Below are 24,302 nucleotides of genomic sequence, written 5' to 3'. Positions count from 1 at the left end.
GTGGGAGCACCAGCCTGGATGACGAGCCCATCATCTGCCGGATGAGTTAAATCGCGCTTAACGTTAAACGTTAGCCTTTCTGAGTTCTTAGAAGGCCGCAAATTTACTGTCGCTCGTAGAAGCTGTCGAGATATCGCGGCACTTGCATTCGCGTGCCGCCTCGGTGGTTTTCGCGAGTAACGAGGCAGAGAGATCATGCGGCCTGAAGATGTACGCGCACTCGCCCTGATGCTGCCGGGGGTGGAGGAAGGCGCCCATATGGGCCAACCCGATTTCCGCATCGGCGGGCGGATCTTCGCAACCCTCTGGGTCGACGAAGAACGCGTTGTACTGAAGTTCCCGGCCGAGCATCAGGCTTTTGTGGTCGAGGCCGAGCCGGACCTGTTCGATCCTGTCCCCGGCGCTTGGGGACGGCGTGGCTGGACCAGCCTGTCCCTGGATGGGGCCGATGAGGAGACGCTCAGAAGCGCTCTCCTCACGGCATGGCGCTGCCTCGCGCCGGAGGCGTTGCGCGATTAGGCCGCGGCTTTCGCGACGGCATCGACGATGTCGTCCACGACTTCCGTGACGAGGCTTCGATCGTCGCCCTCAGCCATGACGCGAATGACCGGCTCGGTACCCGACGGACGTATGACGACGCGGCCGGTCTCGCCGAGACGCTCGCGGCCATGGGCGATGGCTGTCACGACCGCGTCCTGCTGCAGCGGCGTACCAGAGCGGTAGCGCACGTTTTTGAGGATCTGCGGCAGCGGGTCGAAGCAATGGCAGACCTCGCTCACCGGCCGCTCCTGACGCTTGACCACGCTGAGAAGCTGAAGTGCCGCCACCAGACCGTCTCCAGTAGTGGCGTAATCCGACATGATGATGTGACCCGACTGCTCGCCGCCGAGATTGTAGCCATGCTCGCGCATGTGCTCGAGGACGTAGCGATCGCCGACCGCCGTGCGGGCGAGACCAAGGCCGATCCCCCCGAGGAACCGCTCGAGACCAAGATTGGACATGATCGTCGCGACGATGCCGGGCTGTGTCAGGCGGTCGTCGTCCTTCCAGGACCGTGCCACGACAGCCATCAGTTGGTCGCCATCCACCGACTGGCCCTTCTCATCGACGATGAGAACACGGTCTGCGTCGCCGTCGAGGGCGATACCAATATCCGCCCGCAATTCCCGAACCTTGGCGGCAAGGGCGGCGGGAGCCGTGGATCCGACATCGTGGTTGATGTTGAAGCCATCGGGATCGACGCCGATGGCGATCACTTCCGCTCCGAGTTCCCAAAGGGTCTCCGGCGCAACGCGGTAGGCCGCGCCATTGGCGCAATCGACCACGACCCGTAGGCCGTCGAGGGTGACGTTGCGCGGCAGCGTACGCTTAGCAAATTCGATGTAGCGAGCATGCACGCTTTCGATCCGCTTGGCGCGGCCGAGGTCGCGTGAGCCGGCGAGCTTCTTATGCAACTCCCCGTCGATCAAGGCTTCGATGGCGCGCTCGACATCGTCGTTCAGCTTGAATCCATCGGGACCGAAGAGCTTGATGCCGTTATCCTCGAACGGATTGTGCGACGCCGAGATCATAACCCCTAGATCGGCACGCATCGAGGGGGTGAGCATGGCCACGGCCGGCGTCGGCATGGGGCCGAGCAGCATCACGTCCATGCCCACCGAGGTGAACCCGGCAACGAGAGCCGTCTCGATCATGTAGCCCGACAGGCGGGTGTCCTTGCCGATCACGACCCTGTGGCGGTGATCGCCCCGCTGGAAGACCAATCCTGCCGCTTGCCCCACCTTGAGGGCCAGTTCAGGGGTGATCACCCCGTTGGCACGGCCTCTGATGCCGTCTGTGCCGAAATACTTACGCACGTTCTTCAATCCCGATCGTCACAGCCCATCATAGCGGGTCTCACCTCGCTGAATGGTATCGAAGCATGGCAAACGAATGGTGGCCGGGCGGGAGCCTAGCTCATGCCTCGTCGCGCGTCAGAAGGCCTGTGAAACAGCAATGATCAGCGAAACGAGGACAGAACCCTCGATCTGCTTGCCAATGCTGAAATAGTAAAGCTCCACCCACTGCCAGGTCGCCATGTTAGCCTGCCAGAACCGGTCCGAACGCTCGTCAAGAGCAGGCTGCACGTCTCGAACGAATAGGCCAGCGGATCGAAAGCCAGGTCGAGATTGAGAAGCTTGTCCCTCACCTCCTCGTTGCTCGTCACGCCGGCAAGCGCCTCGCCGTACGGTCGATCTATCCGCGGTGCCGCCCGATTCGACCTTTGGCAATCAAAAGAAAAGCGGCGAGGTCTCCCTCGCCGCTTTGATATTTCTGAAGAACGAACACCCTGACGTCACGCCTGGGGCTGAGGCTCCAGCCCGCCCTCGTTGTCCCGCGGCCGGCCGCGACCGGCGGACGGGACGGACGAACCACGGATCGGAGTCGGTCCATCACCCGCATCACGGATGGGCGGCTTGCCGGCGATCAGGTTCTTAATCTCGTCACCCGAAAGGGTTTCGTATTCGAGAAGCCCCTGGGCCAGTGCCTCGAGATCGTCCTTATGCTCGCCGAGGATGCGGCGGGCCTCCTCAAGGCCGGTCTCTACAAGGCGGCGAACCTCGGCGTCGATCTTCTGGGCAGTGGCCTCGGAAACCGTCTGCTGACGGCCCATGGACATGCCGAGGAAGACCTCGTCGTTGTTCTCGCCATAGGCCACGGTGCCGAGCTCAGGCGAGAAGCCCCAGCGCGTCACCATCATGCGAGCGAGACGTGTCGCCTGCTCGATGTCTGACTGTGCTCCAGAAGTAACCTTGTCGGCGCCGAACGTCATCTCTTCGGCGATGCGACCGCCCATCATGATGGCGAGACGCGAGGTCATCTGCTCGAAGCTCATAGACAGCTTGTCGCGCTCTGGAAGCTGCATGACCATGCCCAGGGCCCGGCCGCGCGGAATGATCGTCGCCTTATGGACGGGATCAGTGGCAGGCACGTTGAAGGCGACAATGGCGTGGCCACCTTCGTGATAGGCCGTGAGCCTCTTCTCGTCCTCAGTCATCACCAAGGTGCGCCGCTCCGCACCCATCATCACCTTGTCCTTGGCGTCCTCGAACTCGTGCATCGTGACGATGCGCTTGCCACGACGTGCGGCGAGCAGGGCCGATTCGTTGACGAGGTTCATCAGGTCGGCGCCGGAGAAGCCAGGGGTCCCACGCGCGATGACCTTGAGATCGACATCCGGTGCCAAAGGCACCTTGCGAACGTGAACGCGAAGGATGCGCTCGCGGCCGACGACGTCGGGGTTCGGCACCATAATCTGGCGGTCGAAGCGGCCCGGACGCAGCAGGGCGGGGTCGAGCACGTCGGGACGGTTCGTGGCCGCAATGATGATCACGCCCTCGTTGGCCTCGAACCCGTCCATCTCCACGAGGAGCTGGTTCAATGTCTGCTCGCGCTCATCGTTGCCGCCGCCGAGACCCGCGCCGCGGTGGCGACCGACAGCGTCGATCTCATCGATGAAAATGATGCAGGGCGCATTCTTCTTGGCCTGCTCGAACATGTCACGGACGCGGCTGGCACCGACGCCGACGAACATCTCGACGAAGTCCGAACCCGAGATCGTGAAGAACGGCACATTGGCTTCGCCCGCCACCGCACGGGCAATGAGGGTCTTACCCGTGCCGGGAGGGCCGACGAGGAGCACCCCGCGTGGAATGCGACCGCCGAGACGCTGGAACTTCTGCGGATCACGCAGGAACTCGACGATCTCCTGCAGGTCTTCCTTGGCTTCCTCCACGCCGGCGACGTCGTCGAAGCTCACGCGGCCAGAGGCCTCGGTGAGAAGCTTGGCCTTCGACTTTCCGAAGCCCATGGCGCGCCCGGCACCCGACTGCATCTGGCGGCTCAGGAAAATCCAGGCACCGATGAAGACCAGGATGGGCAGCCAGCTCACGAGAAGCTGGATGAACCAAGGCGTGTTGTCCGAGGGGGGACGTGCGGAGATCTGCACACCCTTGCTCTGCAACTTCGACACCAGGTTCGGGTCGTTGGGTGCATAGGAGGTGAAGTTGCCACCGCCGACATAGGTACCACTCACATCCTGCCCGGAGATCACCACCGTCTGGATCTTGCCGGAATCGGCATCGTTCAGAAGCTGGCTATAGGCGATCTCACTGCCGCCGCCGCGATGTCCCGGATTCTGGAACAGGGTGACGAGGGCAAGCACGAGCAGGAAGATGACGACCCACAAGGCAAAATTGCGGAAGTTCGGGTTCATCGATCAATCCCTGGGGGCGTCCGGTCCCGCGCTTGGTGGGCGGATCACGCGGATGCATGTCGGCAATGTAGGCAGTGCCGCCTCCCTTGCCAAGTAAATCGGGCCTGCCTGCGGCAAGCCGGTCGGCGGAAAGGTGAGCGCGTCCCTAAGATGGGGACCGTCGCGCCGGTGCCGGAGAGAAGGAGAGGACGCCCTCGGCCCCAAGTTCGACGAGGATGCCCCGAAGCGTGCGTCGCATGGCGGTGCCTGCGGTGAGGGCCGGCCGAAGCTCTTCGAAGACGAGCCGCTCCATGCGTTCCAGGCGCCCTACCCCTCCCCCTCCGGCCTCGTTCAATGCGAGGTCGACGACGCGAATAAGGATCGCATCCGGAAGAGCGGCCAGTAGGCGGCCATCCAGGACAACGGCATCGGCGGTAAGGCGGAGCCTGATAAAGGTGGACTGCGCTGCATCGCGTAACGCGTCCTCGTCGCGAGACATGCGGGCCGCCAGACGGCAGAGCCGTTCGGCGTTGAGACCTTCCGCTGCGAGGTCGGGCATCAGTCGGCGTAAACGTGCACGTGCGAAGCGCTCATCCACATTCGAAGGATCGCTCGCGTATGCCAGCCCATGAGCCGAGCAGTAGGCGATGAGATCCGCCTTTGGAATATGGAGGAAGGGTCTTGCAAGGCGCAGGCCCGGCGCAAGCTCCCGGTCGCGCCGCATACCCGCGAGACCAGCCGGACCGCTTCCGGCGAGGAGCCGCATCAGCACGGTCTCTGCCTGATCGTCAGCTGTATGGCCCGTCAGTATTGTGTCCGCGCCGATCCCCGTCGCGCATTCCGCCAGGAGGGCGTAGCGCGCCTGCCGTGCGGCGGCTTGAATACCCCGGCTAGGCTTGTCGCCGTCCCAGGTCAGGATGTGGTGCCTCAAACCAAGCGCCTGTGCAGTGATCCCGACGTTCCGGGCCTCGACGCCTCCCTCCGCCCGAAGACGATGATCCACCGTCGCGACCTGGATCGGATGCGCCGCCCCGGACCGGGCGGCTGCATGCATCAAAGCCGTGGAGTCCGGTCCGCCGGAAACTGCGATGAGCAGGTTGCGAGTTTCGAGATAGGGCTTCAGCGCCGCGACAAGCGTCGCGTCGATCCCGTCACCCGCTGGGGTGGCATTCAAGTGGCGCAGCGGGCGCGTTTCTGCTCGCGAACCACGCTCTGGCGGACACCCTGCGCTGCGGACGGGAACTTCCGCTCCAGTTCGGCGAGAGTGGCGCAGGCTTGTTCCCGTGCGCCGAGTGCATTCAGAGATATTCCAAGCTTCAGCATCGCATCCGGCGCCTGGGGCGAGCGCGCGTAATCCGTGGAGACCTTCAGAAACTGCTCGGCCGCCTCGCGGTTGCGGTTGCGCTGGAGGTAGCTCTCACCGAGCCAGTACGTCGCCGACGGCACCTGCGCGTCGCGCGGATGCGATTGAATGAACTGGCGTAGGCTCATCTCCGCCTGTTCGTAATGGCGTCCGGTGATGTAGCCGTAAGCCGTCTCGTAATCCGCCCGTGCATCGCCTGTCGTGGTGGCGGCCACGCTGGTCATCGGGCGCGACGGGCTCGCGAGAGCGCCCGTCGTAGGAACGCGCGACGGGGGCGTGAGGTCGACGGGGCCACCTAGGCCGGGAGGCGACAGGCCAGGCACTTCGTCATCGGCATCGACCACGGTGGGCGGCACACTCGGTCCCCGAGACGGTGGTGCGGTCGCGATGGCAGCCGACGGCATAGTCGTGCCGAGCGGCATCGGCCCGCCGGGACGACCCGGATTCTGCTCGGGGTTGAAGGCATCGCTGCGCTTTTGCGTCTTGGCTTGTCCGGGATTGGTGCCTGACGGGGATGCGGCGGGCTTTCCAGCGCCACCCTTGCCTTCTTGCAGGCGATATTCGACGTCCTCTTGGAACTTGCGAAGCTGTTCCTTGAGCTGGCGATTCTCGTATTGCAGCGTCTCGATCTGACCAGCCATCTGACGGGACTGGTTCTCGATGCGGTTCAGACGGACGACAAATTCCGACGCATCCTGGGCCGTCGCCGAACCGCCGACGGTCAAGGGAGACAGGAACGTGAGAAACGTGGACGCGATGAGCAGGCGGCGGAGCATGGGAATCGGCACCTGTGGTCGGATCGGACGAGGATGCATCGGCAGCGCCCCGCCGATAGCAGATGTGCCTGGACGCAGCAAAAGTGGGCCGCACCCGTAATGGCTAACCTACGTTCTCAGGAGCCGGCGCCCCGGTCGAGGACGGTCACGGCGCGGCGGTTCTGTGACCAGCAGGAGATGTCGTTGCACACGGCGACCGGGCGCTCTTTTCCATAGGAAACCGTCCGCATCCGTCCGGCGGCGAGGCCGCGCGAGGACAGGTAATCCTTGACGGATTGGGCGCGGCGCTCGCCGAGCGAGAAGTTGTACTCGCGGGTGCCGCGTTCGTCGGCATGGCCTTCGACCAGGAAGGTGTAGCGGGGATAGCGCTGCAGCCACTGGGCCTGTTTGTCGAGGGTGGCGGTGGCAGTCGGCGTCAAATCGGTCGAATCAGATTCGAAGAAGACGCGGTCGCCGATATTGACGACGAAGTCCTGCGCGCTGCCCGGCGTATTGGCGCCTCCTGCGAAGCCCGAAGCGTCGGCAAGATCCTTGTCGTTTGTGCAGGCAGCGACACTGAGCGCGGCGCAAAGGGCCGCCGCGAGCGGAAACACGCGAAAGCGCGCGGTCATCGACATGGTCGTGGTCTCCTCGGGCGGGGTGTCCGGTTCCGGAGCGTCCCAGCGGGGTCGTTTGGTGGTAGGACCTATGTAGGTCGAGCGGGTTAAGCGAAGGTTCCGTCAACCTTGACGGCGTGTTTCAAAGGCTGAAATCCAGTCGCGGCGTGTGACGCTGAGCACCTCAATTCAACGAAACGACCTCGTGACCGGCGCGATACCCTGTGTCGCACCTGAAATGCGGCAGCTGCGCGACGAAAAAACTCCGTGCTCCTCTCCTCCGACGGGTGTGTCTTCGGCGCAACGGATCATTGCGGTGAGGTGTTCGGAAGACGCGAAAGTGCTGTCACCCGTATGCGCCCAAGACGGCGAGCGCGTCGAGCGCGCGCTTGGCGGCGACCCGGCCTTCCTGCAGCGGGACGTCGATATCACCGCCATTGAGGCAAGCTTGAGCGATCGCTGAACAGCACCGCGAGAGGTCGACGAAGCCGAGAGCCCCACTCGATGCCAGGAGTGCATGGGCGTCCTGCCCGATGGCGATCCGATCGTCGTTCCCGGCTCGAAACCGGATTCGGATCTCGACGATGAGCAGGGACAGAAGCTGCATCAAGTGGTCGCGTCCAAGCAGGTCTTCGAGTTCGGCGAGCGTAGCTTCATTGCAGACCGCCCACCTCCCCTTCTCCGCCGTTGGCTCCAACGCTGCCTCGCGCATCGTCACACGGTCTCCAAACGACCCCCCGTCCACGTTGCGAGCGACACCCGAGTCGACGCGACCGTTGATGGAAGCTTAACCATTAATGCAGCCATTTGTTGGTGTAGGATAGGGTCGATGGCCGGAATGAGTGGCACACCGAAAGTTCTGATCGTCGAGGATAATTTCCTTCTGCTGGATATGTTGACGATCCAGTGCGAGCGCGCTGGTCTCGCAGTCGTCGCCGCGTCAAGCGGAGAAGACGCCTTGACGCTTCTCAGGATTCATGGCGTCGATATCGACTGGTTGCTGACCGATATCAATCTCGCGGGGATGATAGACGGATGGACGGTGGCTCTTGCCTTCCGCGAGGTTCGCCCCGACCGCCCGGTGATCTATGCATCGACGAATGCTTATTTTGACCGCAGGCCCCTTCGGGGAAGCCTTTCGGTCCGCAAGCCGTTCCAGATCCGCGAAATCGTTGCGCTTGCCCGAATGATGGCAGCTGAGCGAGGCTTGCCGCCAAGATCCGTTTCTCACCACGTATCAGCGTGAGGCGGTCGCAAGTGTTCTGCCGGAGGGGCTAGCCGGAACGTCCCCCGTCCTTCCGCCTTGGCCGCATACAGCGCCATGTCGGCCTCGGCGAAGATGTCTTCCGAGTTGTGGCGTGCCATCATGGCGATGCCAATCGAAACTCCGATCGTGAAGGTCCCCTGCCCCCAAGCGATGGGCGGCGCCATGGCAGCAATGATACGCTTCGCTAAGACGGCGAGTTCGGGAGGATTGATAGTGGCGTCCACCACGATGCCAAACTCGTCCCCCCCGATACGAGCCACGAACTCGGTGTGACGGCACGTCTCCATAAGACGTCGCCCGACCTCCGTAAGACAAGCATCACCGGCCATATGGCCATGTGTGTCGTTGACTTGTTTGAAGCCGTCGAGGTCGAGGAGCAACAAAGCTCCCATTCTGCCCATAGCTGTGAGCCGACTGTAGAAAACGGTGCGGTTCGGCAGGCCCGTCAGCGTGTCGAACTCTGCGAGATAACGGGTCCGGTCTGCGAGGATCTTCTCCTCGGTGATGTCCTGCTTCATGCCGAAGATACGGACCGGGATTCCGCTGTCGCATTCCACCGTTGCGGTCAGGCGGATCCAGCGGCGGTTGCCTGCGACGGTCATAATTTCGGCGTCGAGGGTAAAGCCGCCGCGTTCGGCGATGGCCTGGCTGCGGAGCGCGTCGAGGCGGATGCGCGACGCCGGGCTGTAGCATGCCAGGGTCGTCTCGCGGTCCACCGGCGAGCCCACCGGCAGATCGAACATCCTGTAGACGGCATCGGTCCAGGTCAGTGCCTCGTCTTCGAGGCGGCATTCCCAGACTCCGATTTTGGCTACGGCGGAGGCGCGTTCGAAGATTTTCCGGCTATGGGCGAGGGACACTGCCTGTGCGTCGATGAAACGGGCTTGTTCCTCGACACGCGCCTGCAGGCTGGCGATCAGCGCTGCATCGCCATTTTGCTCGATTGTGAACTCTCCGAGACCAGCGGGATCCCCGTCGAGACGGATCAGTACGGTTGAGCAGGGCGATAGGGCGGTGCGGACCTCATGCATCGGTATTCTCGGGCCGCGAAGTGTATGAGATTGTACGCAGACAGTACCGGACGAGCGATTAACCGTTCCTCTTCCGCCCGCAAGGCGCGGAGATGCCGCGCCCGACCGGATACCAAGCTCCCGCGACCGATGCGTGCGCCAAGCTATTGCAGATGCTTGGCGTAGGTGTCGCCAGCGGCACGTTTCAGCTCGGCGCCGGCGTCCTGTCCGATTTCGGCCGCATCGGATACCGCGCCAGAGCGGTGGACCGCCCAATGAGCACTGCCGTCGGGCAGGAACAACAGGCCGTTCAGGGTCAGCACCCCGCCGTCGATCCGTGCCAGGGCCGCGATGGGCGTGCGGCAAGACCCGTCAAGCTCCGCAAGGAGGCCACGCTCAGCATCGAGTTCAGCCGTGGCCGTCGGGGACCGGAGGGGGGCAAGCAGAGCTCGAACATCGGAATCCACCTCCCGGCATTCGATGCCGAGGGCGCCCTGCGCCACGGCGGGGAGCATCTCGTCCACGGACAGGACGCTTCGTGCCATGTCGGCCATGCCGAGGCGTTCGAGACCGCAGAGGGCCAGAAGCGTCGCCTCGCATGTGCCCTCCTGGAGCTTGCGCATTCTTGTGTTGGCGTTGCCGCGCATGGGGACGATGCGCAGGTCCGGCCGGCGCATGAGAACCTGGGCGGCCCGGCGCAGGGAAGAAGTGCCCACGCGTGCGCCTGGTGCGAGGCCGGCAAAGCCCTCGGCTTGCGCGGAGAGGAATGCATCGCGTGGATCGTCCCGTTCCAGGATGCAAGCGATGACCAGCCCCTCGGGTAGCCAGGTTTCGACATCCTTCATGGAATGCACGGCCACATCGACCACGTCGGCGAAGAGGGCCTGTTCAAGCTCCTTCGTGAAGAGTCCCTTGCCGCCGATTTCGGACAAGGGGCGGTCGAGGATGCGGTCGGCGACCGTGTTCACCACCACCAGCTCCGTTTCCAGCCCCGGATTTGCGGCCACGATCTTGTCGCGGACCATTCCCGTCTGCGCGAGAGCCATGGGGCTGCCGCGGGTGCCGATGCGGAGAGGGCGCTGAATCATGGGCGATGGACGCCTGTGCAAGGACGCTTCGGACAAGACCGCCTCTGTCGAGAACGGTATCCTTCAGTAAGCAGTCGGCGATCGGCTGTCACGGTGGCGGAGGCTTTGCGCGAGCCGCGCGCCAGGGAGTGAAAGAAATCTATTAACCCACCCCGATCATCGGATCCTGATGATAGGAAGCCGATCGTATTTCGACCTCCAACGAAATGAGAGATGGCTTCGAGCAAGCTCGAACGTTCGCGCGATACGCATTTTCCTTAGGATGATGCGGGACTGCTGCCGGACAGCAGCTTGCTCCTCCTGCCCGTTCCCCTTGGGGCATGATGCCGCCGGTCATGACGGGTCTGGACGTCAGAACGCCTGCAGGGTCAGTTCCGTATGCTCGACGCTCGGCGGTCCCTCGAAGAAAGGGGATACCATGGCGCGGTAATCCTTCCAGGCCTGCGAGCCCGTGAAGAGTTCTGTATGGTCCGCGAGGGTCTCCCACTCGATCAGCAGTCGATAGCGTTGCGGCTTCTCAACGGAACGACGAACAGCGAAGCTCCTGCATCCCTTGGCGACCTTGAAGATTTCGGCTGCCTTGGCGATGTTCGCCTCGAAATCAGCTTCCATGCCGGCTTTAATTTCGATCTGTGCGATTTCGAGGATCATGGCGTGGACCTGAACCCGGTTTCTGTATCGGTGAAATCTCAACGCAGTTTGCGGCCGAGCTTCTTGGCAAGGATCCGCTGTGGGCTGCGTTCCGGATCCGCTTGGCTCGTGACGGGCAGGTAGGCCGTCTGTTCCAGCATGTAGCGGCCGCCCATGGCGCCGTGCATGACGAGGTCCGAGAACGTCACCCAGGTCTGGCCCGGTGCAAATTGCACATCGGCCTGGGGACCTTTCTGCTGGTACTCCATGTCCTGCTTGAGCGCGTCATGGAGATGAAGCATCAGGTGGTCGTATTCGGAGCGGCGCGCCTTGGTGATACGCAGCGTGGCCAACAGCCGCGCGGATAGCGACGAGTAGCCCGGCAAGCGCGGCAAGAATTTTTCAGCCATCGAGCCGAAATCCTCGCCTACCCGCCACAGGCGCGGTTGGCCGTTGGGGTTGATGTTGCGGAAAATACGCAGGATGCGCTTCTCGCCGATCGGATTCGACGGAAAGGCATCCACATGCAGACGGGTGTCGTCGCGGCGCCAACTGAGCTTGCGTTGATCCACCTCGAACGGACGGTAGGAGGTGCCAGCCAGCGTGACTTTGCCGGTATAAGCCGGCAGATGGCGGTCGATGAGCCCCTGGGCGAAGGCTTTGTAGCGGATAAGAAGCTGACGCAGCGCTTCCTGTTCCTCCGGCGTCCCGGCGGCACCTCTCAGGGCGGCCTCCTTGCCGCGGATGTTCACATTCTTGGCCTTGCCGTCAGCGAAGGGTCGTTCGACGAAGCGCTTCTCGAAATCGCTGAACGGGAAGTCTTCGTCGTGGAAGACCAGGACCGACCCGTTCTCCAAGGCTTCGACGAGAGAAGGAGCGCCGGGCGCTGACCCGTCGCGGGCGACGGAAAGGATCGGGCTGATCATTGGGGAAGCGTCCTCGAAAGCCGCGTGTGCCGCGCGGTTTAGCCGAAGCCCGGGCTTTCCGCCAAGGGTTGGCCGTCAAAGGTAAGACGGTAAGGGCCAGTCACTACGGAATGAGCCCGAGTCGGTACCTTCACGGACGATGACGTGCGCTGGAACATCGACGCTACCGAGAGTGACGTGCGGCGGATTAGTAGTGGATGAAGTCTTCACCCGGTTGTCATCGGCCCTGTACCGGCTCAACCATGCTCGATCGACCGATGGCGTCCGTCGCAACCTTGGCGCATGCCCGATCGTTCTCTCGGTGGCGGGCAGGTCCAAAGGTCCGGCCGCGACGGCAACGAGGAAGCCGACGATGGCGACGTTGAAGGAATTCGAGGAGGCCCTGCGAGAGCAGGGTATGAACATGGCGCTGGCCCTGCTCCAGCGCCTGCGCGAGCGCGATCGAGCAACCCGGACGATCAAGCCCGCGAGACGCCTCACGGGGCAGAAGATGACGCCGGAACTGGCCCGGGCCATCCTCGACCTCCACGCTTCCACGGGAATGACCCAGCAGGAGATCGCCTTCAAGGTCGGCGTGAACCAGGGACGGGTCAACGAGGTCATCAAGCGCGGCAAGTGGCTGAACGAGGATCCGCAGGCTCCCGAAGCCGTAGCCCGCGACAAAGCGAAGGCTAGGATGCGCGGCGAGCCGAAAACACAGCGAACCGCGACGAAGCCTACGGTCCGTAGAGAGCGGCCGATAGCCGCTCGCCCCAGGCAGAGCCCACAGGGACAACTCGCTTTCGGAGACCTGTGAAGCCCCTCTGAAACTTGACTGATCGGCTTCGAGTTACCCTGGTCGAACGGTGCTCTCGCGTCGTCGAACACGGGGGCATTGGATTGTGACGAGGGTCTTCAATTTCATCTGCGGCATGTGTGCCGCGATCGGCGTCGCTTCGCCGGCTATCTCGCAACGGGCATCCACACTCGATATGACGTGTTCAGAGGCCCGATCCGTCGTGTCGCGCAACCGCGGCATCGTTCTTGGGACGGGTGGAGCGACCTATGACCGTTTCGTGCGTGACCGGGGTGCTTGCGAAGTGACCGAGATCACAATCCCCGCCTATGCGCCCACGCGCGACACGCCGGATTGCTTCATTGGCTATCGCTGCAGGGAGCCCGGCCGAGGAGACCGGTTCGACGGGTTCTGACACGCAAGAGCGCCCCGACCAGGGGATCGGGGCGCTCTCCATCAAAAGACGATCGATTAGGCCGCTTCTTGCACCTGACCCTCGATCACGGGTGCCTTGGTGGCAGCCGACGTGGCGATCTGGATCTGGCGAGGCTTCTTGGCCTCCGGAATCTCGCGGACGAGATCGATATGGAGCAACCCGTTCTCCAGGGCCGCGCCCGTCACCTGCACGTAATCGGCAAGCTGGAACCGACGCTCGAAGCCACGAGCGGCGATGCCCTGATGCAGAACCTCGACCTTTCGGCTGGCATCCGGCTTACGCTCACCCTTGAGCGAGAGAGCGTTTTCCTTCACCTCGATGGTAAGGTCTGCTTCGGTGAAGCCTGCTACCGCGACCGTGATGCGGTAAGCGTTCTCGCCTGTGCGCTCGATGTTGTAGGGTGGGTAGGTCGGGACCGCGTCGGCGCTCACGAACTGATCGAGGGCCGAGAACAAACGGTCGAAGCCGACAGTAGAACGATAGAGGGGAGCAAGATCGAACTGGCGCATGACATATTCTCCTTAGGAAGCAACATGTAACGTTATCGTCCGCCCAAGGGGCCGGACTATTGCGCCGCCGTATCGGCCGGCGCTCCTCTAATATCGGAGGCGTGGCGATAGGCTTCAAGAGTTTGGATACCCCGTCGCATGGAAATTTTGATGCTGCTCCTCTTGTTCGGACACCGCCCATGCTGAGCCTTGCTTCCACCCCCGGAAATCCAGTTCCCCCGGGGGGAACGCTGGTCTCTGTTCAGACGGATGACGGAGTACGGCTGAGGGCGGCTCACTGGCGCCCCACAACGCGTCTCGCCAAAGGAACGGTGTGCCTGCTTCAGGGCCGGGCCGAGTTCATCGAAAAGTACTACGAAACCATCACGGATCTGCGCCGGCGCGGCTTCGCGGTCGTAGCGTTCGATTGGCGTGGTCAGGGCGAATCGCAGCGGCAAGTCACCGATGCGCATCGTGGCCACGTCGCACGGTTCGACGATTATCGCCACGATCTCAAAGCAATAGAGGAAGCGATCCTACGGCCGTTGATGCCACATCCGCATATGGGTCTCGCCCATTCAATGGGTGGCGCCGTGGCTTTGACCGGTGCGATGGACGGATGGCTTCCCTTCGCCCGACTAGTCACCGTGGCACCGATGTTGTCGATCCGGATGATCCGTTTCCCGGCGGCGTCCTTCTTTCTCGCCCGTGTGCTGCATGCGCTGGGGCTCGGGCGCAGCTATATCCCGTTCGGCAAGCCGACCTCGATGGCGACGAAACCGTTTGCGGGAAACCGACTCTCGGGTGATCCCGCCCGCTATGAACGCAATGCCCAGGCGGCCCGGGCGGTGGGCACTGGCGCCGTGGGCGACCCGAGCGTGGCCTGGATCGTCGGTGCGTTCAGGGCGATGGAGAAGCTCGCCGATCCGCGAAAGGCCGCCTCGATCCGCATCCCGATCCTCGTGATCGGCGCTGGCGCCGACCCTGTTTGCGATACCGCCATCACGGAGCGGTTCGTCGGCCGCCTTTCCTCCGGGTTTCTCCTCGTCCTGCCCGATGCCCGGCATGAGATCCTCTCGGAGCGTGACGCGATCCGAGATGATTTCTGGGCGGCTTTCGATGCCTTCGTGCCGGGGTCGGTGGTCACGCCGTCGCGAGTGGAGCACGCCGATACGGGGCGGTCAGCCGCTGCCGCGATGCTGCCCTAGAACCCGCGCGGTTCAGGACCTCACGGGTTGAGGTGGCGCAGGGCCGCGGCATGCAGCCGGACATCGCCGGCGGCGACGATGCGGCCGCCCTTCGCGGCCGAACTGCCATCCCAGGCGGTGATGACGCCGCCGGCGCCTTCGATGATCGGGATCAGCGCGACGATGTCGTGCGGCTTCAAGCCGGCCTCCACCACGAGGTCGATCTGCCCCGCCGCGAGCATGCAATAGGCGTAGCAATCGGTGCCGTAGCGCGACATCCGCACCGCGCCCTCGATGCTTCGGAAGCGATCCTGCTCGTCGCCCGGCGCGAACAGGCGCGGGTCCGTGGTGGCGAGCAGCGCATCGGCGAGGCGCTCGCAGCGGCGGGTCATGAGCTTGCGCGGGCCGCGAATGCCATGAAACGTGGCACTGGCTCCATCGCCAACGAAGCGCTCGCCGAGATAGGGCTGGTTCATCAGCCCGCGCACCGGCACGCCGTCATGGAGCAGGCCGATCAGCGTTCCCCAGGTAGGGAGCCCCGTGATGAAGGCGCGGGTGCCGTCGATCGGGTCGAGGACCCAGACGCATTCGGCATCCGCATGGTCGGAGCCGAACTCCTCCCCGACGATGCCGTGGGTGGGGAAGGTGCTCCTGATCCGGCCGCGCAGGATGGTCTCCGCCGCCCGATCGGCTTCGGTGACCGGATCGAAGGCGCCGGTGCCCCTGCCCTTGTCGTCCATGCCGAACGAAGCGCGGAAGAAGGGCAGGATGGCCTGACCCGACTCGGTGGCGAGATCTTCCATGAACCGTGCGAGATCGACGACGCTCATCGACGGGCCTCCTGTCCGAACCGTGTCCGCCACGGAAGCGACGATGGGCCGGCCGCGTCAAGCCCGATAGGCCCCGAACGACCGCCATGACCCCGGTGGTTCGACCGCCATCGCCCGGCCTTTCGACCGCAACGGAGCGCCTCTTCCGTCAGGTCGCCAGGGCGGCCGTGACGGGTGCCGATGGCGGTGGCTCGGGCGCGGACGAGTTCGCCTTGTCGGCCCCCACAATCGTGCCGGCCTGGGCGAGGACGGCCTGCAATGTGGAATCGAGGGACGAGACGTGCACGTCGCCGCCGATCGCCGCGCGCTGACCTTCGTCGTTGAGGATCTCGTGATCCGCCTGCCACAGGCCGACGACGATGGGCAGGTCCGGCATGCGCCGCTTCAGCCGCCCGACGAGGCGGCGCAGATGCGTCGGCTCCCCGCTGATGGCGAGCGACACGATGCAGATCATCCGGGCCGGGCCGGGGTCGAAACTGTCGATCTGGGCTCGCGCCACATCGGAGAAGGGCACGATTCGCGTGCCGATGCCGCGCTTGCTCAGGAGTTGGGCCAGGATCGAGCAGGCCGATTCGTCGACGAAGCTGCGCCCCGTCACGCACAGGACCGCACCGTCCTGCTTCCAGGCCTCGGGGATGTCGTCGGGAATGGCGAAGTCGTCGTCGGGCACCTCGGTCTCCCGGCGGTCGAGCCCGGCGATGAGGACCGCGACCGTGTCCCGGATATCGTTCTTCTGCTCCGGGGTGAGCACGCCGCGGGCCGCGTCGCGGGCAGCGAGTTCGAGGCCTTTCAGCACCACGTCGTCGTAATAGGAAGAGAGTGAGCACTCCTTGAGGATCAGCTCGGCATGCTCCTCGGCCTCTTCCGGGTCGTCGGCGAGGATGCGTTGGTAGAAGTTCTCCACCGGGGTCAGGGCAGGCCGGTCGCCGAACAGCACGTCGAGGAATTCGAGCTTGTCCACATGGCGGCCGAGCACCACGAGGCAGACGGTGAGCGGCGTCGACAGCAGCAGGCCGACGGGTCCCCACAGCCATGTCCAGAACAGCGCCGAGACCAGCACGGCGAAGGGCGACATGCCGGTGGACTGGCCATAAAGCATCGGCTCGATGACATGACCCGTCAGCGGTTCGAGGATGAGGAACACCGCCAGGGTGGCGATGACCATCGACCAGCCGGGATCGACCGCCGCCGCCAGCGCCAGGGGGAACAGGGCCGCCAGGGCCGCGCCGATATAGGGCACGAACCGCATCAGCGCCGAGAAGATGCCCCATAGGGCCGGGTTGGGCACGCCGATGATATAGAGACAGATCCCGATCACCACGCCGAAGGCGGCGTTGAGTGCGAGTTGCACCAGGAAGTAGCGGCTGAGACGCCGCGCGGCATCGTCCATCGCCACGGTGGTCCGGTGGAGATCGCTCGACCCGACGAGGCGGATCATGCGGTCGCGCAAGTCTTCGCGCTGCATCAGCAGGAACAGCAGCACGATGAAGACGATGCCGATGGTGGCCAGCGGATGCAGGATCGGCGACAGAATGGTGTTGGCCAGCGCCAGCGGGTCCGGTGCCCGCTCCTTCATCTCGACGAGGACCGGTTTCTCGGGCGGCGGAGCGTTGGGCTTCCCGGCCTCGGGCTTCGGAGTCTCGGGCTTCGCGCTCTCCTCGCCGCCCTGATGCATGGTCCGGCCGATATTGGCGACGTAATCGGCCATCCGCCCGGCCGGGCTGTCACGCAGGCCTTCGACCTTCTGCTCGATGGTCGCGCGGTAGCGGGGCACATCCTTGGCCAGATCCGCCAGCTGGACTCCGATGAGGGTGGCCAAAGCCGCCGCGACCCCGAGAGCCATGACGACGGAGGTCGCCACCGACAGGAACCGCCCGAAGCGCAGGCGCCGCAACAGGTAGACGATGGGGCCCAGCACGAAGGAGAGCAGGACCGCGATGGCGATGGGAATAAGGACGTCGCGGCCGATATAGAGGCCGGAGACGATCAGCGCGGTGACGATGAGGGGCGAAACCAGCGAGGGCGGGAGCGATTCGGCCGCCGCGATGCGCGTCGCCCGGGGCGGCAGCATCGGATCCCGCAGTGGCGTCGCACGGGAGATGCCGGTTTTGCCACTCGTGGAACTCTTGGCACCCGCGGACCCCGCCTTCGGCGCCTGCGGCGATGCGGCTTCAGCCGGGGTGGTTGTCGCCATGTCGGTTCCGTCTCAACGCTACGCACACGATGTCGCGGCAATCTCGCCAGCGTAATCACCATGAGGAACGGAGTATCGGCGGGAAACGATCCCTGCTTCCTGCAAGCTTTGCATTCATTCTGGAATCAGGCGGTGTTGAACGCGGCCAGTGCGAAGCCCGCTTCTCCGAGGGCCAGCCGGACCGCGCGCGCCGTCTCGACCGCTCGTGGCGTGTCGCCATGGACGCAGATCGTGTCGATGGACACCGCGATCCGCCGGCCGGACAGGGTGATCACCGCCCCCTCCTCCACCATGCGGCGGACCCGCGCCGCCGCCTCGGCCGCATCGTGGATCACGGCCCCGGCAAGTGAGCGCGCGCAGAGTTGCCCATCGTCGGCATAGGCCCGGTCGGCATAGATCTCCCGCACCACGGCGAGACCGGCATCGAGAGCCGCGCGCTCGGCCGCGAGGCCCGGCATCACCACCAGGGGCAGAGTCCGGTCGACGGCGAGGACCGCCCGCGCGAGAGCCTTCGCCACATCCGCATCGGCGTTCGACAGGTTGGCGAGGGCTCCGTGCGCCTTCACATGGGTGACGCGATGATGGCCGAGGGCCGCACAGGCCTGGAGCGCGCCGATCTGGTAGGCCACCCCGGCCTCGATCTCCCCCGCGCTTTCGGCAATGACGCGACGTCCAAAACCGCGAAGATCCTGAAATCCCGGATGGGCGCCGATAGACACGCCGCGCGCCCGCGCCGCCGAGGCGGTGGCGACCATGATCGAAGGATCGCCGCCATGGAAGCCGCAGGCGACATTGGCCGAGGTGACGAGATCGAGGAGCGCCGTGTCGTCGCCGAGCGTGTAGGGCCCGTAGCCCTCGCCGAGATCGGCGTTGAGATCGATGCGGCGGCTCATGCGGCCCGTGCTGGCCGCGCCCGCAACATCACCCCGAACCCTTCGTCCTCGTCGCCGATGAAACGGACGCCCTCCCCTTCGAGGGCGTTGCGGATGGCGTCGAGCGTCCGGTTGCGCGGGGCGACCTGGTCGCTCTCGATCATGTTGAGAGTGACGATGGAGAGGGAGGCCCGCGCCGCGAGCGTCCCTTGCGTCCATTTCAGCAGCCCGCGCCCGGCGCGGATCTGAGCGGATGTGATCATGTTCAGGAGATGGACCGAACTGTAAGATTTTTCAAGTTTCGCCTTGACTGGACCGGAGCGCGACTCTAATCACCCCGCCATCGGCCTGCCGGGCCGGTGATCGAGGGTTATCGCTCAATCCCGACGTCCGCGGTCGCGAGCCGTGGGGGCCATGAGGCCCAGTCGTCCTCGATCGTTCATGACCGGTAGACCAGATTGCCTCACCGGCGCGGGCCGGCGGGGGCTCGGTTATCACCTCTCATGTGAAACCGCCCGAGCCCCATTCGACATGTCCGCGTCCCTCGCCATTCGGTCCCTGCCACGGACGGAGCAACGCATGAAGAAAGTCGACCTAAGCGTCGCCGCGTTCGCCTGTCTCGGGGGCGAAAGCCGGCGACCAACCCGTCTTTGATCCGGCGCTCCGCGCGGGCCGCTGACGAACGGTTATCTTTGGGATGAAGGGCTTTCGAGCCCTGGGGTTCGACCCCCCGACGGCCTCGCGGCCGATCCGTTCGCCTCGACCATGTCCGCGCGGCCATAGGCCGGGTTCACCGACAATCCCTCATCGTCGACGTTTCCGTCGCCTTCGCGCGGTGCGGGCCTCCTGGCTCGCGTCCGAGCGTCCGCGCCGGAACCCGAGCGGTCCGTGCGGGCCGACAGGGGACGGTTATCGGTAGAGCGCCGCGGGGCTCGCCTCGCGGAGGTTGCGGATTCGAATTCCGCCGGGGCCGTCGCGGTCCCGAAGCTCATGACGCCGTCCCTCGAACACATGCCCGCATGGCCGACCCGGATCGGCGAGCGGATCACCCCATCGGCCGCGCGGGCCGACGCGGCAGGATTATCGACGTCTTGTGTCGCGGGTTCGACTCCCGCCGGGCAGCGATGCCCGTAGCTCAGACGGTAGAGCAAAGAACCCTCCTGCCACTGACCCATGCCCGCGCGGCCCCAACGAACCACCGGGCACGAGGCCCCGTGGAGGAAGGAGCGAGCGATGATGTCCTATGCCAAGCTGTTCTCGCTCCGGCGCAATCCGCAGTCGGAGCCCATTCCCCGTACCGTGCCGAACTCGGCCGGCGGACACGCCTTCCCGGTGAGCGACTGGACGCGGCTCGACCGTTTCCTGGTGCTCGGCTCCGAGGGCGGCTCGTACTATGCCGGCCCCGTCGCCCTGACGCGCGACAATGCCCGGGCCGTGCTGCGGTGCCTCGCGGAAGACGGCCCGCGCGTGGTCGCCGCCATCGTGGCGGTGAGCGAGGCCGGACGGGCTCCGAAGCAGGATCCGGCGATCTTCGCCCTGGCGCTCGCCGCCTCGGCGGAGGGCGAGCATGCCCTCGCCACCCGCCGGGCCGCCCTGGCCGCCCTTCCGCGCGTCTGCCGCACGGGGACGCACCTGTTCCAGTTCGCGTCCGCCGTCGAGGCGATGCGCGGCTGGGGCCGCGGCCTGCGCCGCGCGGTGGCCGATTGGTATGTCGCCCGCCCCGTGGAGGCCCTTGCCTACCAGGCGGTGAAGTATCGTTCGCGCAACGGCTGGTCGCACCGCGATCTGCTGCGGCTGGCTCATCCGGAGACGGGCGAGCCGGATCGCGCCGCCCTGTTCGACTGGATCTGCCGCGGCACCCTGGCCGAGGCGGCACCGGCGCTCGTCCACGCCTTCGCCTCGGTGCAGGCGCCGGGCGTCAACGGGGCTTCGGCCGCGGCGATGATCCGCACGCACGGCCTGCCGTGGGAGGCGCTGCCGACCGAGCTGATGACGAGCCGGGCGGTGAACGAGGCGCTGATCGAGCGCATGCCGGTGGGAGCCCTCGTGCGTCAGCTCGGGCGGCTCACGGCCTTGGGCGTGCTCGCCCCCTTCTCGGATGGGACCGAGCATGTCCGGGCGCTGCTGTCGGACCGGACGCGCATCCTCGATGCGCGCCTCCATCCGATGGCGCTGCTCATGGCGCTCAAGACCTACGCGTCGGGGCGCGGTGAGCGCGGCCGGCTCTCCTGGGAGCCGGTGGCCGCCATCGTCGAGGCGCCGAACGCCGCGTTCTACACGGCGTTCGCGTCGGTGACGCCCACCGGCAAGCTTCTTGTCCTGGCCCTCGATGTGTCGGGGTCCATGGCGACGGGAGGCGTGGCCGGGTCTTCGCTCACCCCGCGTGAGGCGGCCGCCGCGATGGCGCTCGTCACCGCGGCGACCGAGGAGCACTGGTAGGTCGTCGGCTTCACGGCAGGTGTCGGCCGGCGCCGGAACGAGGGCACGGCGCTGACCGCCCTACCGATCGGGCCGTCGATGCGGCTCGACGCGGCGGTGGCGGCCACGGCCGACCTGCCCTTCGGTGGGACGGATTGCTCGCTGCCCATGCGCTGGGCCCTCGAGCGGAACGTCAAGGCCGACGCCTTCGTGGTCTACACCGACTCGGAGACGTGGGCGGGTCCGGTCCACCCGGTGGAGGCCCTGCGTGCGTACCGGCGGAAGACCGGGATCGACGCCAAGCTCGTGGTCGTGGGGCTCGTCTCCAACGGCTTCAGCATCGCCGACCCGGAGGATGCCGGCATGCTCGACGTGGTCGGCTTCGACGCCGCGGCGCCGGCGCTGATCGCGGACTTCCTCCGCGCCTGACAGGGGAGACGGACGGCACGCCGCCCGTCTCCCGCATGCCTGGATGAGGGCCCCTCTCGGCAAACCTCACACGATGACCGGCATCTCCGCCATCTCGCCGATGCCGAAGACGCGCTTGTAGCGGGCGACCTCGTCGGCGGGGCCGATAGCCTTGGACGGGTTGTCGGAGATCTTCACGGTCGGACGGCCGTTGGCGGCGATGACCTTGCAGACGATGGAGATCGGATCGAGCCCGTGATCGGGCACCAGCCCGCGGAAATCGTTGGTGAGCAGGGTGCCCCAGCCGTAGCCGATGCGCATCCGCCCGTGGAAATGCGCGTGGATCGCCTCGATCGTCTCGATATCGAGCCCATCCGAGAAGATCGCGAGCTTGGAGGCGGGATCGCAGCCGCGCGACGCCCACCAGGCGATGGCCTCCTCGCCGCCCTCGATCGGGTCCTTCGAATCGATGCGGATCCCGGTCCAGGCCGTCATCCATTCGGGCGCATGGGCCAGGAAACCGGTGGTGCCGTAGGTGTCCGGCAGCATCACCAGGAGGTTGCCGGCGTAATCCTGCTGCCAGTCGCGCAGCACGTCGTAGGGCGCCTGGGCCAGGGCCTCGTCGTCCTCGGCGAGGGCCGAGTAGACCATCGGCAGTTCATGGGCGTTGGTGCCCACCGCCTCGACCTCGCGGCGCATGGCGATGAGACAGTTCGACGTGCCGAGGAAGGCCTCGCCCAGGCCCTCGCGCATCGCCTCGACGCACCAATCCTGCCACAGGAATCCGTGGCGGCGTCGGGTGCCGAAATCGGCGATGGAGAGGCCCGGCAGGCGCTTCAGCCGCTCGATCTTCTCCCAGACCCTCGTCATCGCCCGCGCGTAGAGGATCTGCAGCTCGAACTTGCCGAGCCCGCGCAGAACCCCACGCGAGCGCAGCTCGTTGAGGATGGCCAGCGCCGGCACCTCCCACATCGTGGTCTCGATCCAGGGACCGTGGAAGGTGAGAACGTATTGTCCGTCGCGCGCCTCGAGTTCGTATTCCGGCAGGCGGAAGCCTTCGAGCCAATCCATGTAATCGGCCGAGAACATCTGGCGGTTGCCGTAGAAGGTGTTGCCGCGCAGCCAAGTCGACTCCCCCCGGCTCAGGCGAACGGTGCGGGCGTGGTTGAGCTGTTCGCGCAATTCCCCCACATCGACGAAATCGGCGATGCGGACGGAGCGGCTGCGGTTCTGGATGCCGAAGGTCACGTCGGCGTCGCGATGGCGGCGAAAGATCGTCTGCGCCATCAGGAGCTTGTAGAAATCGGTATCGAGCAGCGACCGGATGATCGGGTCGATCTTGAAATTGTGGTTGTAAACCCGCGTCGCGAGATCGAGCATGGTCGGGAGGGATCCAGCGCGGGACCCGGGCGCCCGCTCGCCGGCGAAGAGCGCATGGGCCTCGGGCGCGAGTCAATCGTTCACCCGGTGATTGGTGGGGACCTGATGGCGACCGAACGGTTCGGCCTCTCGCGTTTATTCGCAGACGGGTGAGGTGAATCGCGGCTCTCTCCCCCTTGTGGGAAAGGTCAGGAGTGGGGGTGGTTCCGCCAGCCTCCACCGGCTGAGGGTCGCCCAACCACCCCCACCTCCAACTCCTCCCTACAAGCTCGACGGATCTCGGGCAGGCCCGAGATCCGCTGGGGAGGAGGGTCCCGCGCGCAGTCTCGCGGCAGAGGGAGGCGTACGGTGGAAAACGCAGAAGGGCGGCCACCCGGCTTCGGATGACCGCCCCACTGTCCGTCCCATCAAAAAATCAGGCGAGATCGACCTTCTTGGTCTCGGTCTTGGGCGATTCGCCGGTGAGGGCGGCCTTCACGTAGCCGTAGATGTGCAGGGCCGTGGCGTTGGGGCTGTCCCAATACTCGCCCTTCTCTGGGTGGATGCGGATGAGTGCGACTTCCGGGTCGTCCTTGCCGTTGGGGAACCAGGTCTTCATGCTCTCGCTCCACTTCTCGTCGACGAGGGCCTGATCGGTGACGATCTCGGCCTTGCCGGCGATGGAGACGTAGGTCTGGCTCGACGGGTCGGAATAGGCGAGGTTGACCTGGTTGTCCTTGCTGATCTCAGCGGTCTTGGGCGAGTGCAGCTTGGTGAAGAACCAGATGTCGCCGTTCTCGTCGGTATCCTGGCTCCACATCGGGCGGCTGTAGAGCTTCCCGTCCTGATCCGCCGTGGTCATCATCGCGACCTTGATGTCCTTGACGAGTTCGAACAGCTTCTTCGCGCCCTCGTGGTCGCGGTGGTTGCCTTGATGCATGAAACGGGTCTCCTGAAGATCTGTCGTCCGTCTCAGGGCACGGCTGTCCCGGTCGCGGGCCGGCCCTGAAGGCTGCACTCACAACGGGCCAGGGCTCGCTTGGTTCAGCACCGGAGGAAGAAGAGGAAGAATGTCTTTGCCCGTCCCGATCCGGGGAATCCCAGGCCTGTTCCTCCTCAACCTGCTCCTGGGTGCGGCCTGCGCCCTTCCCCTCTCTCACCGCGCGCGTCGCGGCGCAAGTCCGCTTCGGTCCCGGCGTGCGGATCGGCGGCCACGATTTCTCGAACCGGCGCTACGGCAGCGTCCATATCCAGCGGGTGAAGCGTCTCCCCGGCCCGCCCGGATGCCGCCATCTCCGCAACGGGATGTATCGGCGCGGCGACGGGGCGGTGGTCAGGGGCCCGATGGAGCGGTGCAACCTCATCGCCATCCCGCCCGAGCGCCGCCGCTGAAGCCGCCCGCTCCGTGCATATCGGAGGGTCGAGACCGCAACGGGTCTGGCGTT

General features: G+C 65.3%; 23 protein-coding genes and 1 pseudogene. 7 read left to right on the top strand and 17 right to left on the bottom strand.

The annotated features are described in order from the left end of the window. The first annotated feature begins 195 nt into the window (after positions 1 to 195). Entirely contained in the window at positions 196 to 519 is a 324-nt protein-coding gene (locus ACYQOP_RS15490) for an MmcQ/YjbR family DNA-binding protein (RefSeq protein WP_056433528.1), read from the top strand. On the opposite strand, the gene glmM is transcribed toward ACYQOP_RS15490, so the two are convergent. From glmM to ACYQOP_RS15460, 6 genes are all read right to left on the bottom strand, one after another. After that, on the bottom strand, positions 516 to 1,856 hold the full coding sequence (gene glmM, locus ACYQOP_RS15485; protein ID WP_056433774.1) for a phosphoglucosamine mutase: 1,341 nt from the start codon (positions 1,854 to 1,856) through the stop codon (positions 516 to 518). The two genes, ACYQOP_RS15490 and glmM, sit on opposite strands and share 4 nt — an antisense overlap. 479 nt (positions 1,857 to 2,335) lie before the next feature. After that, on the bottom strand, positions 2,336 to 4,255 hold the full coding sequence (ftsH, locus tag ACYQOP_RS15480) for an ATP-dependent zinc metalloprotease FtsH (protein ID WP_461222951.1): 1,920 nt from the start codon (positions 4,253 to 4,255) through the stop codon (positions 2,336 to 2,338). Between the two features lie 145 nt (positions 4,256 to 4,400). Then, positions 4,401 to 5,408, bottom strand: a complete 1,008-nt coding sequence (tilS, locus tag ACYQOP_RS15475; RefSeq protein ID WP_461222950.1) for a tRNA lysidine(34) synthetase TilS — start codon at positions 5,406 to 5,408, stop codon at positions 4,401 to 4,403. Beyond that, entirely contained in the window at positions 5,405 to 6,373 is a 969-nt protein-coding gene (ybgF, locus tag ACYQOP_RS15470) for a tol-pal system protein YbgF (protein ID WP_461222949.1), read from the bottom strand. Before ybgF ends, tilS begins: the two co-directional genes overlap by 4 nt. Positions 6,374 to 6,489: 116 nt before the next feature. Beyond that, entirely contained in the window at positions 6,490 to 6,990 is a 501-nt protein-coding gene (pal, locus tag ACYQOP_RS15465) for a peptidoglycan-associated lipoprotein Pal (RefSeq protein ID WP_018043035.1), read from the bottom strand. Positions 6,991 to 7,315: 325 nt separating this feature from the next. Continuing rightward, positions 7,316 to 7,681, bottom strand: a complete 366-nt coding sequence (locus ACYQOP_RS15460; protein ID WP_461222948.1) for a phosphorelay protein — start codon at positions 7,679 to 7,681, stop codon at positions 7,316 to 7,318. A 126-nt stretch (positions 7,682 to 7,807) separates the two neighbouring features. Between ACYQOP_RS15460 and ACYQOP_RS15455 the strand changes: the two genes are divergently transcribed. Further along, on the top strand, positions 7,808 to 8,215 hold the full coding sequence (locus ACYQOP_RS15455) for a response regulator (RefSeq protein WP_207411485.1): 408 nt from the start codon (positions 7,808 to 7,810) through the stop codon (positions 8,213 to 8,215). On the opposite strand, the gene ACYQOP_RS15450 is transcribed toward ACYQOP_RS15455, so the two are convergent. The 4 genes from ACYQOP_RS15450 to ACYQOP_RS15435 form a co-directional block, all read right to left on the bottom strand. After that, positions 8,197 to 9,267, bottom strand: a complete 1,071-nt coding sequence (locus ACYQOP_RS15450) for a diguanylate cyclase domain-containing protein (RefSeq protein WP_461222947.1) — start codon at positions 9,265 to 9,267, stop codon at positions 8,197 to 8,199. The two genes, ACYQOP_RS15455 and ACYQOP_RS15450, sit on opposite strands and share 19 nt — an antisense overlap. Positions 9,268 to 9,410: 143 nt before the next feature. Next, positions 9,411 to 10,334, bottom strand: coding sequence for a hydroxymethylbilane synthase (gene hemC / locus ACYQOP_RS15445; RefSeq protein WP_461222946.1), 924 nt, complete (start codon positions 10,332 to 10,334; stop codon positions 9,411 to 9,413). 351 nt (positions 10,335 to 10,685) lie between these two features. Further along, complete coding sequence (locus ACYQOP_RS15440) at positions 10,686 to 10,985, bottom strand: antibiotic biosynthesis monooxygenase family protein (RefSeq protein WP_461222945.1); 300 nt, start codon at positions 10,983 to 10,985, stop codon at positions 10,686 to 10,688. Positions 10,986 to 11,023: 38 nt separating this feature from the next. Beyond that, positions 11,024 to 11,890: a Kdo hydroxylase family protein gene (locus ACYQOP_RS15435; RefSeq protein ID WP_461222944.1), complete on the bottom strand. Its 867-nt coding sequence runs from the start codon at positions 11,888 to 11,890 to the stop codon at positions 11,024 to 11,026. Positions 11,891 to 12,242: 352 nt separating this feature from the next. On the opposite strand from ACYQOP_RS15435, the gene ACYQOP_RS15430 reads away from it, so the two are divergent. Both ACYQOP_RS15430 and ACYQOP_RS15425 read left to right on the top strand, forming a co-directional pair. Continuing rightward, the gene (locus ACYQOP_RS15430) at positions 12,243 to 12,686 is read left to right on the top strand and encodes an RNA polymerase subunit sigma-70 (protein ID WP_461222943.1); all 444 of its coding nucleotides are present in this window, start codon (positions 12,243 to 12,245) and stop codon (positions 12,684 to 12,686) included. 202 nt (positions 12,687 to 12,888) lie between these two features. Further along, entirely contained in the window at positions 12,889 to 13,080 is a 192-nt protein-coding gene (locus ACYQOP_RS15425) for a hypothetical protein (RefSeq protein WP_461222942.1), read from the top strand. A 56-nt stretch (positions 13,081 to 13,136) separates the two neighbouring features. Here ACYQOP_RS15425 and ACYQOP_RS15420 read toward each other — a convergent pair whose 3' ends face one another. Further along, positions 13,137 to 13,610 carry an Hsp20 family protein gene (locus tag ACYQOP_RS15420; RefSeq protein ID WP_461222941.1) on the bottom strand — a complete coding sequence of 158 codons (474 nt, stop codon included), beginning with the start codon at positions 13,608 to 13,610 and terminating at the stop codon, positions 13,137 to 13,139. A gap of 179 nt (positions 13,611 to 13,789) precedes the next feature. Here ACYQOP_RS15420 and ACYQOP_RS15415 point away from each other — a divergent pair, with 179 nt between their 5' ends. Beyond that, on the top strand, positions 13,790 to 14,797 hold the full coding sequence (locus ACYQOP_RS15415; protein WP_461222940.1) for an alpha/beta fold hydrolase: 1,008 nt from the start codon (positions 13,790 to 13,792) through the stop codon (positions 14,795 to 14,797). A 20-nt stretch (positions 14,798 to 14,817) separates the two neighbouring features. Here the strand turns inward: ACYQOP_RS15415 and hisN are convergent, their stop codons facing one another. From hisN to ACYQOP_RS15395, 4 genes are all read right to left on the bottom strand, one after another. Then, positions 14,818 to 15,606 (bottom strand): histidinol-phosphatase, encoded by a 789-nt coding sequence (gene hisN / locus ACYQOP_RS15410; RefSeq protein ID WP_207411388.1) that lies wholly within the window; start codon positions 15,604 to 15,606, stop codon positions 14,818 to 14,820. 148 nt (positions 15,607 to 15,754) lie between these two features. Beyond that, complete coding sequence (locus tag ACYQOP_RS15405; protein WP_461225341.1) at positions 15,755 to 17,677, bottom strand: AI-2E family transporter; 1,923 nt, start codon at positions 17,675 to 17,677, stop codon at positions 15,755 to 15,757. Positions 17,678 to 17,925: 248 nt separating this feature from the next. Beyond that, a complete protein-coding gene (locus ACYQOP_RS15400) occupies positions 17,926 to 18,693 on the bottom strand; it encodes a LamB/YcsF family protein (RefSeq protein WP_461222939.1) in 768 nt (255 codons plus the stop codon). Then, a complete protein-coding gene (locus ACYQOP_RS15395) occupies positions 18,690 to 18,935 on the bottom strand; it encodes a helix-turn-helix domain-containing protein (protein ID WP_207411386.1) in 246 nt (81 codons plus the stop codon). The genes ACYQOP_RS15400 and ACYQOP_RS15395 overlap by 4 nt, the downstream gene beginning before the upstream one ends. A gap of 910 nt (positions 18,936 to 19,845) precedes the next feature. Here ACYQOP_RS15395 and ACYQOP_RS15390 point away from each other — a divergent pair. Then, positions 19,846 to 21,519: pseudogene (locus ACYQOP_RS15390) on the top strand (TROVE domain-containing protein). A 66-nt stretch (positions 21,520 to 21,585) separates the two neighbouring features. Here ACYQOP_RS15390 and pncB read toward each other — a convergent pair. After that, positions 21,586 to 22,878: a nicotinate phosphoribosyltransferase gene (gene pncB / locus ACYQOP_RS15385; protein WP_461222938.1), complete on the bottom strand. Its 1,293-nt coding sequence runs from the start codon at positions 22,876 to 22,878 to the stop codon at positions 21,586 to 21,588. A gap of 415 nt (positions 22,879 to 23,293) precedes the next feature. Beyond that, positions 23,294 to 23,797, bottom strand: coding sequence for a pyridoxamine 5'-phosphate oxidase family protein (locus tag ACYQOP_RS15380; RefSeq protein WP_056433585.1), 504 nt, complete (start codon positions 23,795 to 23,797; stop codon positions 23,294 to 23,296). A 191-nt stretch (positions 23,798 to 23,988) separates the two neighbouring features. Between ACYQOP_RS15380 and ACYQOP_RS15375 the strand changes: the two genes are divergently transcribed. After that, the gene (locus tag ACYQOP_RS15375; protein WP_461222937.1) at positions 23,989 to 24,249 is read left to right on the top strand and encodes a hypothetical protein; all 261 of its coding nucleotides are present in this window, start codon (positions 23,989 to 23,991) and stop codon (positions 24,247 to 24,249) included. The last annotated feature ends 53 nt before the right edge of the window (positions 24,250 to 24,302 follow it).

It is taken from the genome of Methylobacterium sp. CM6247, assembly GCF_054817925.1.
This window is presented reverse-complemented; position numbering and strand designations above follow the sequence as displayed.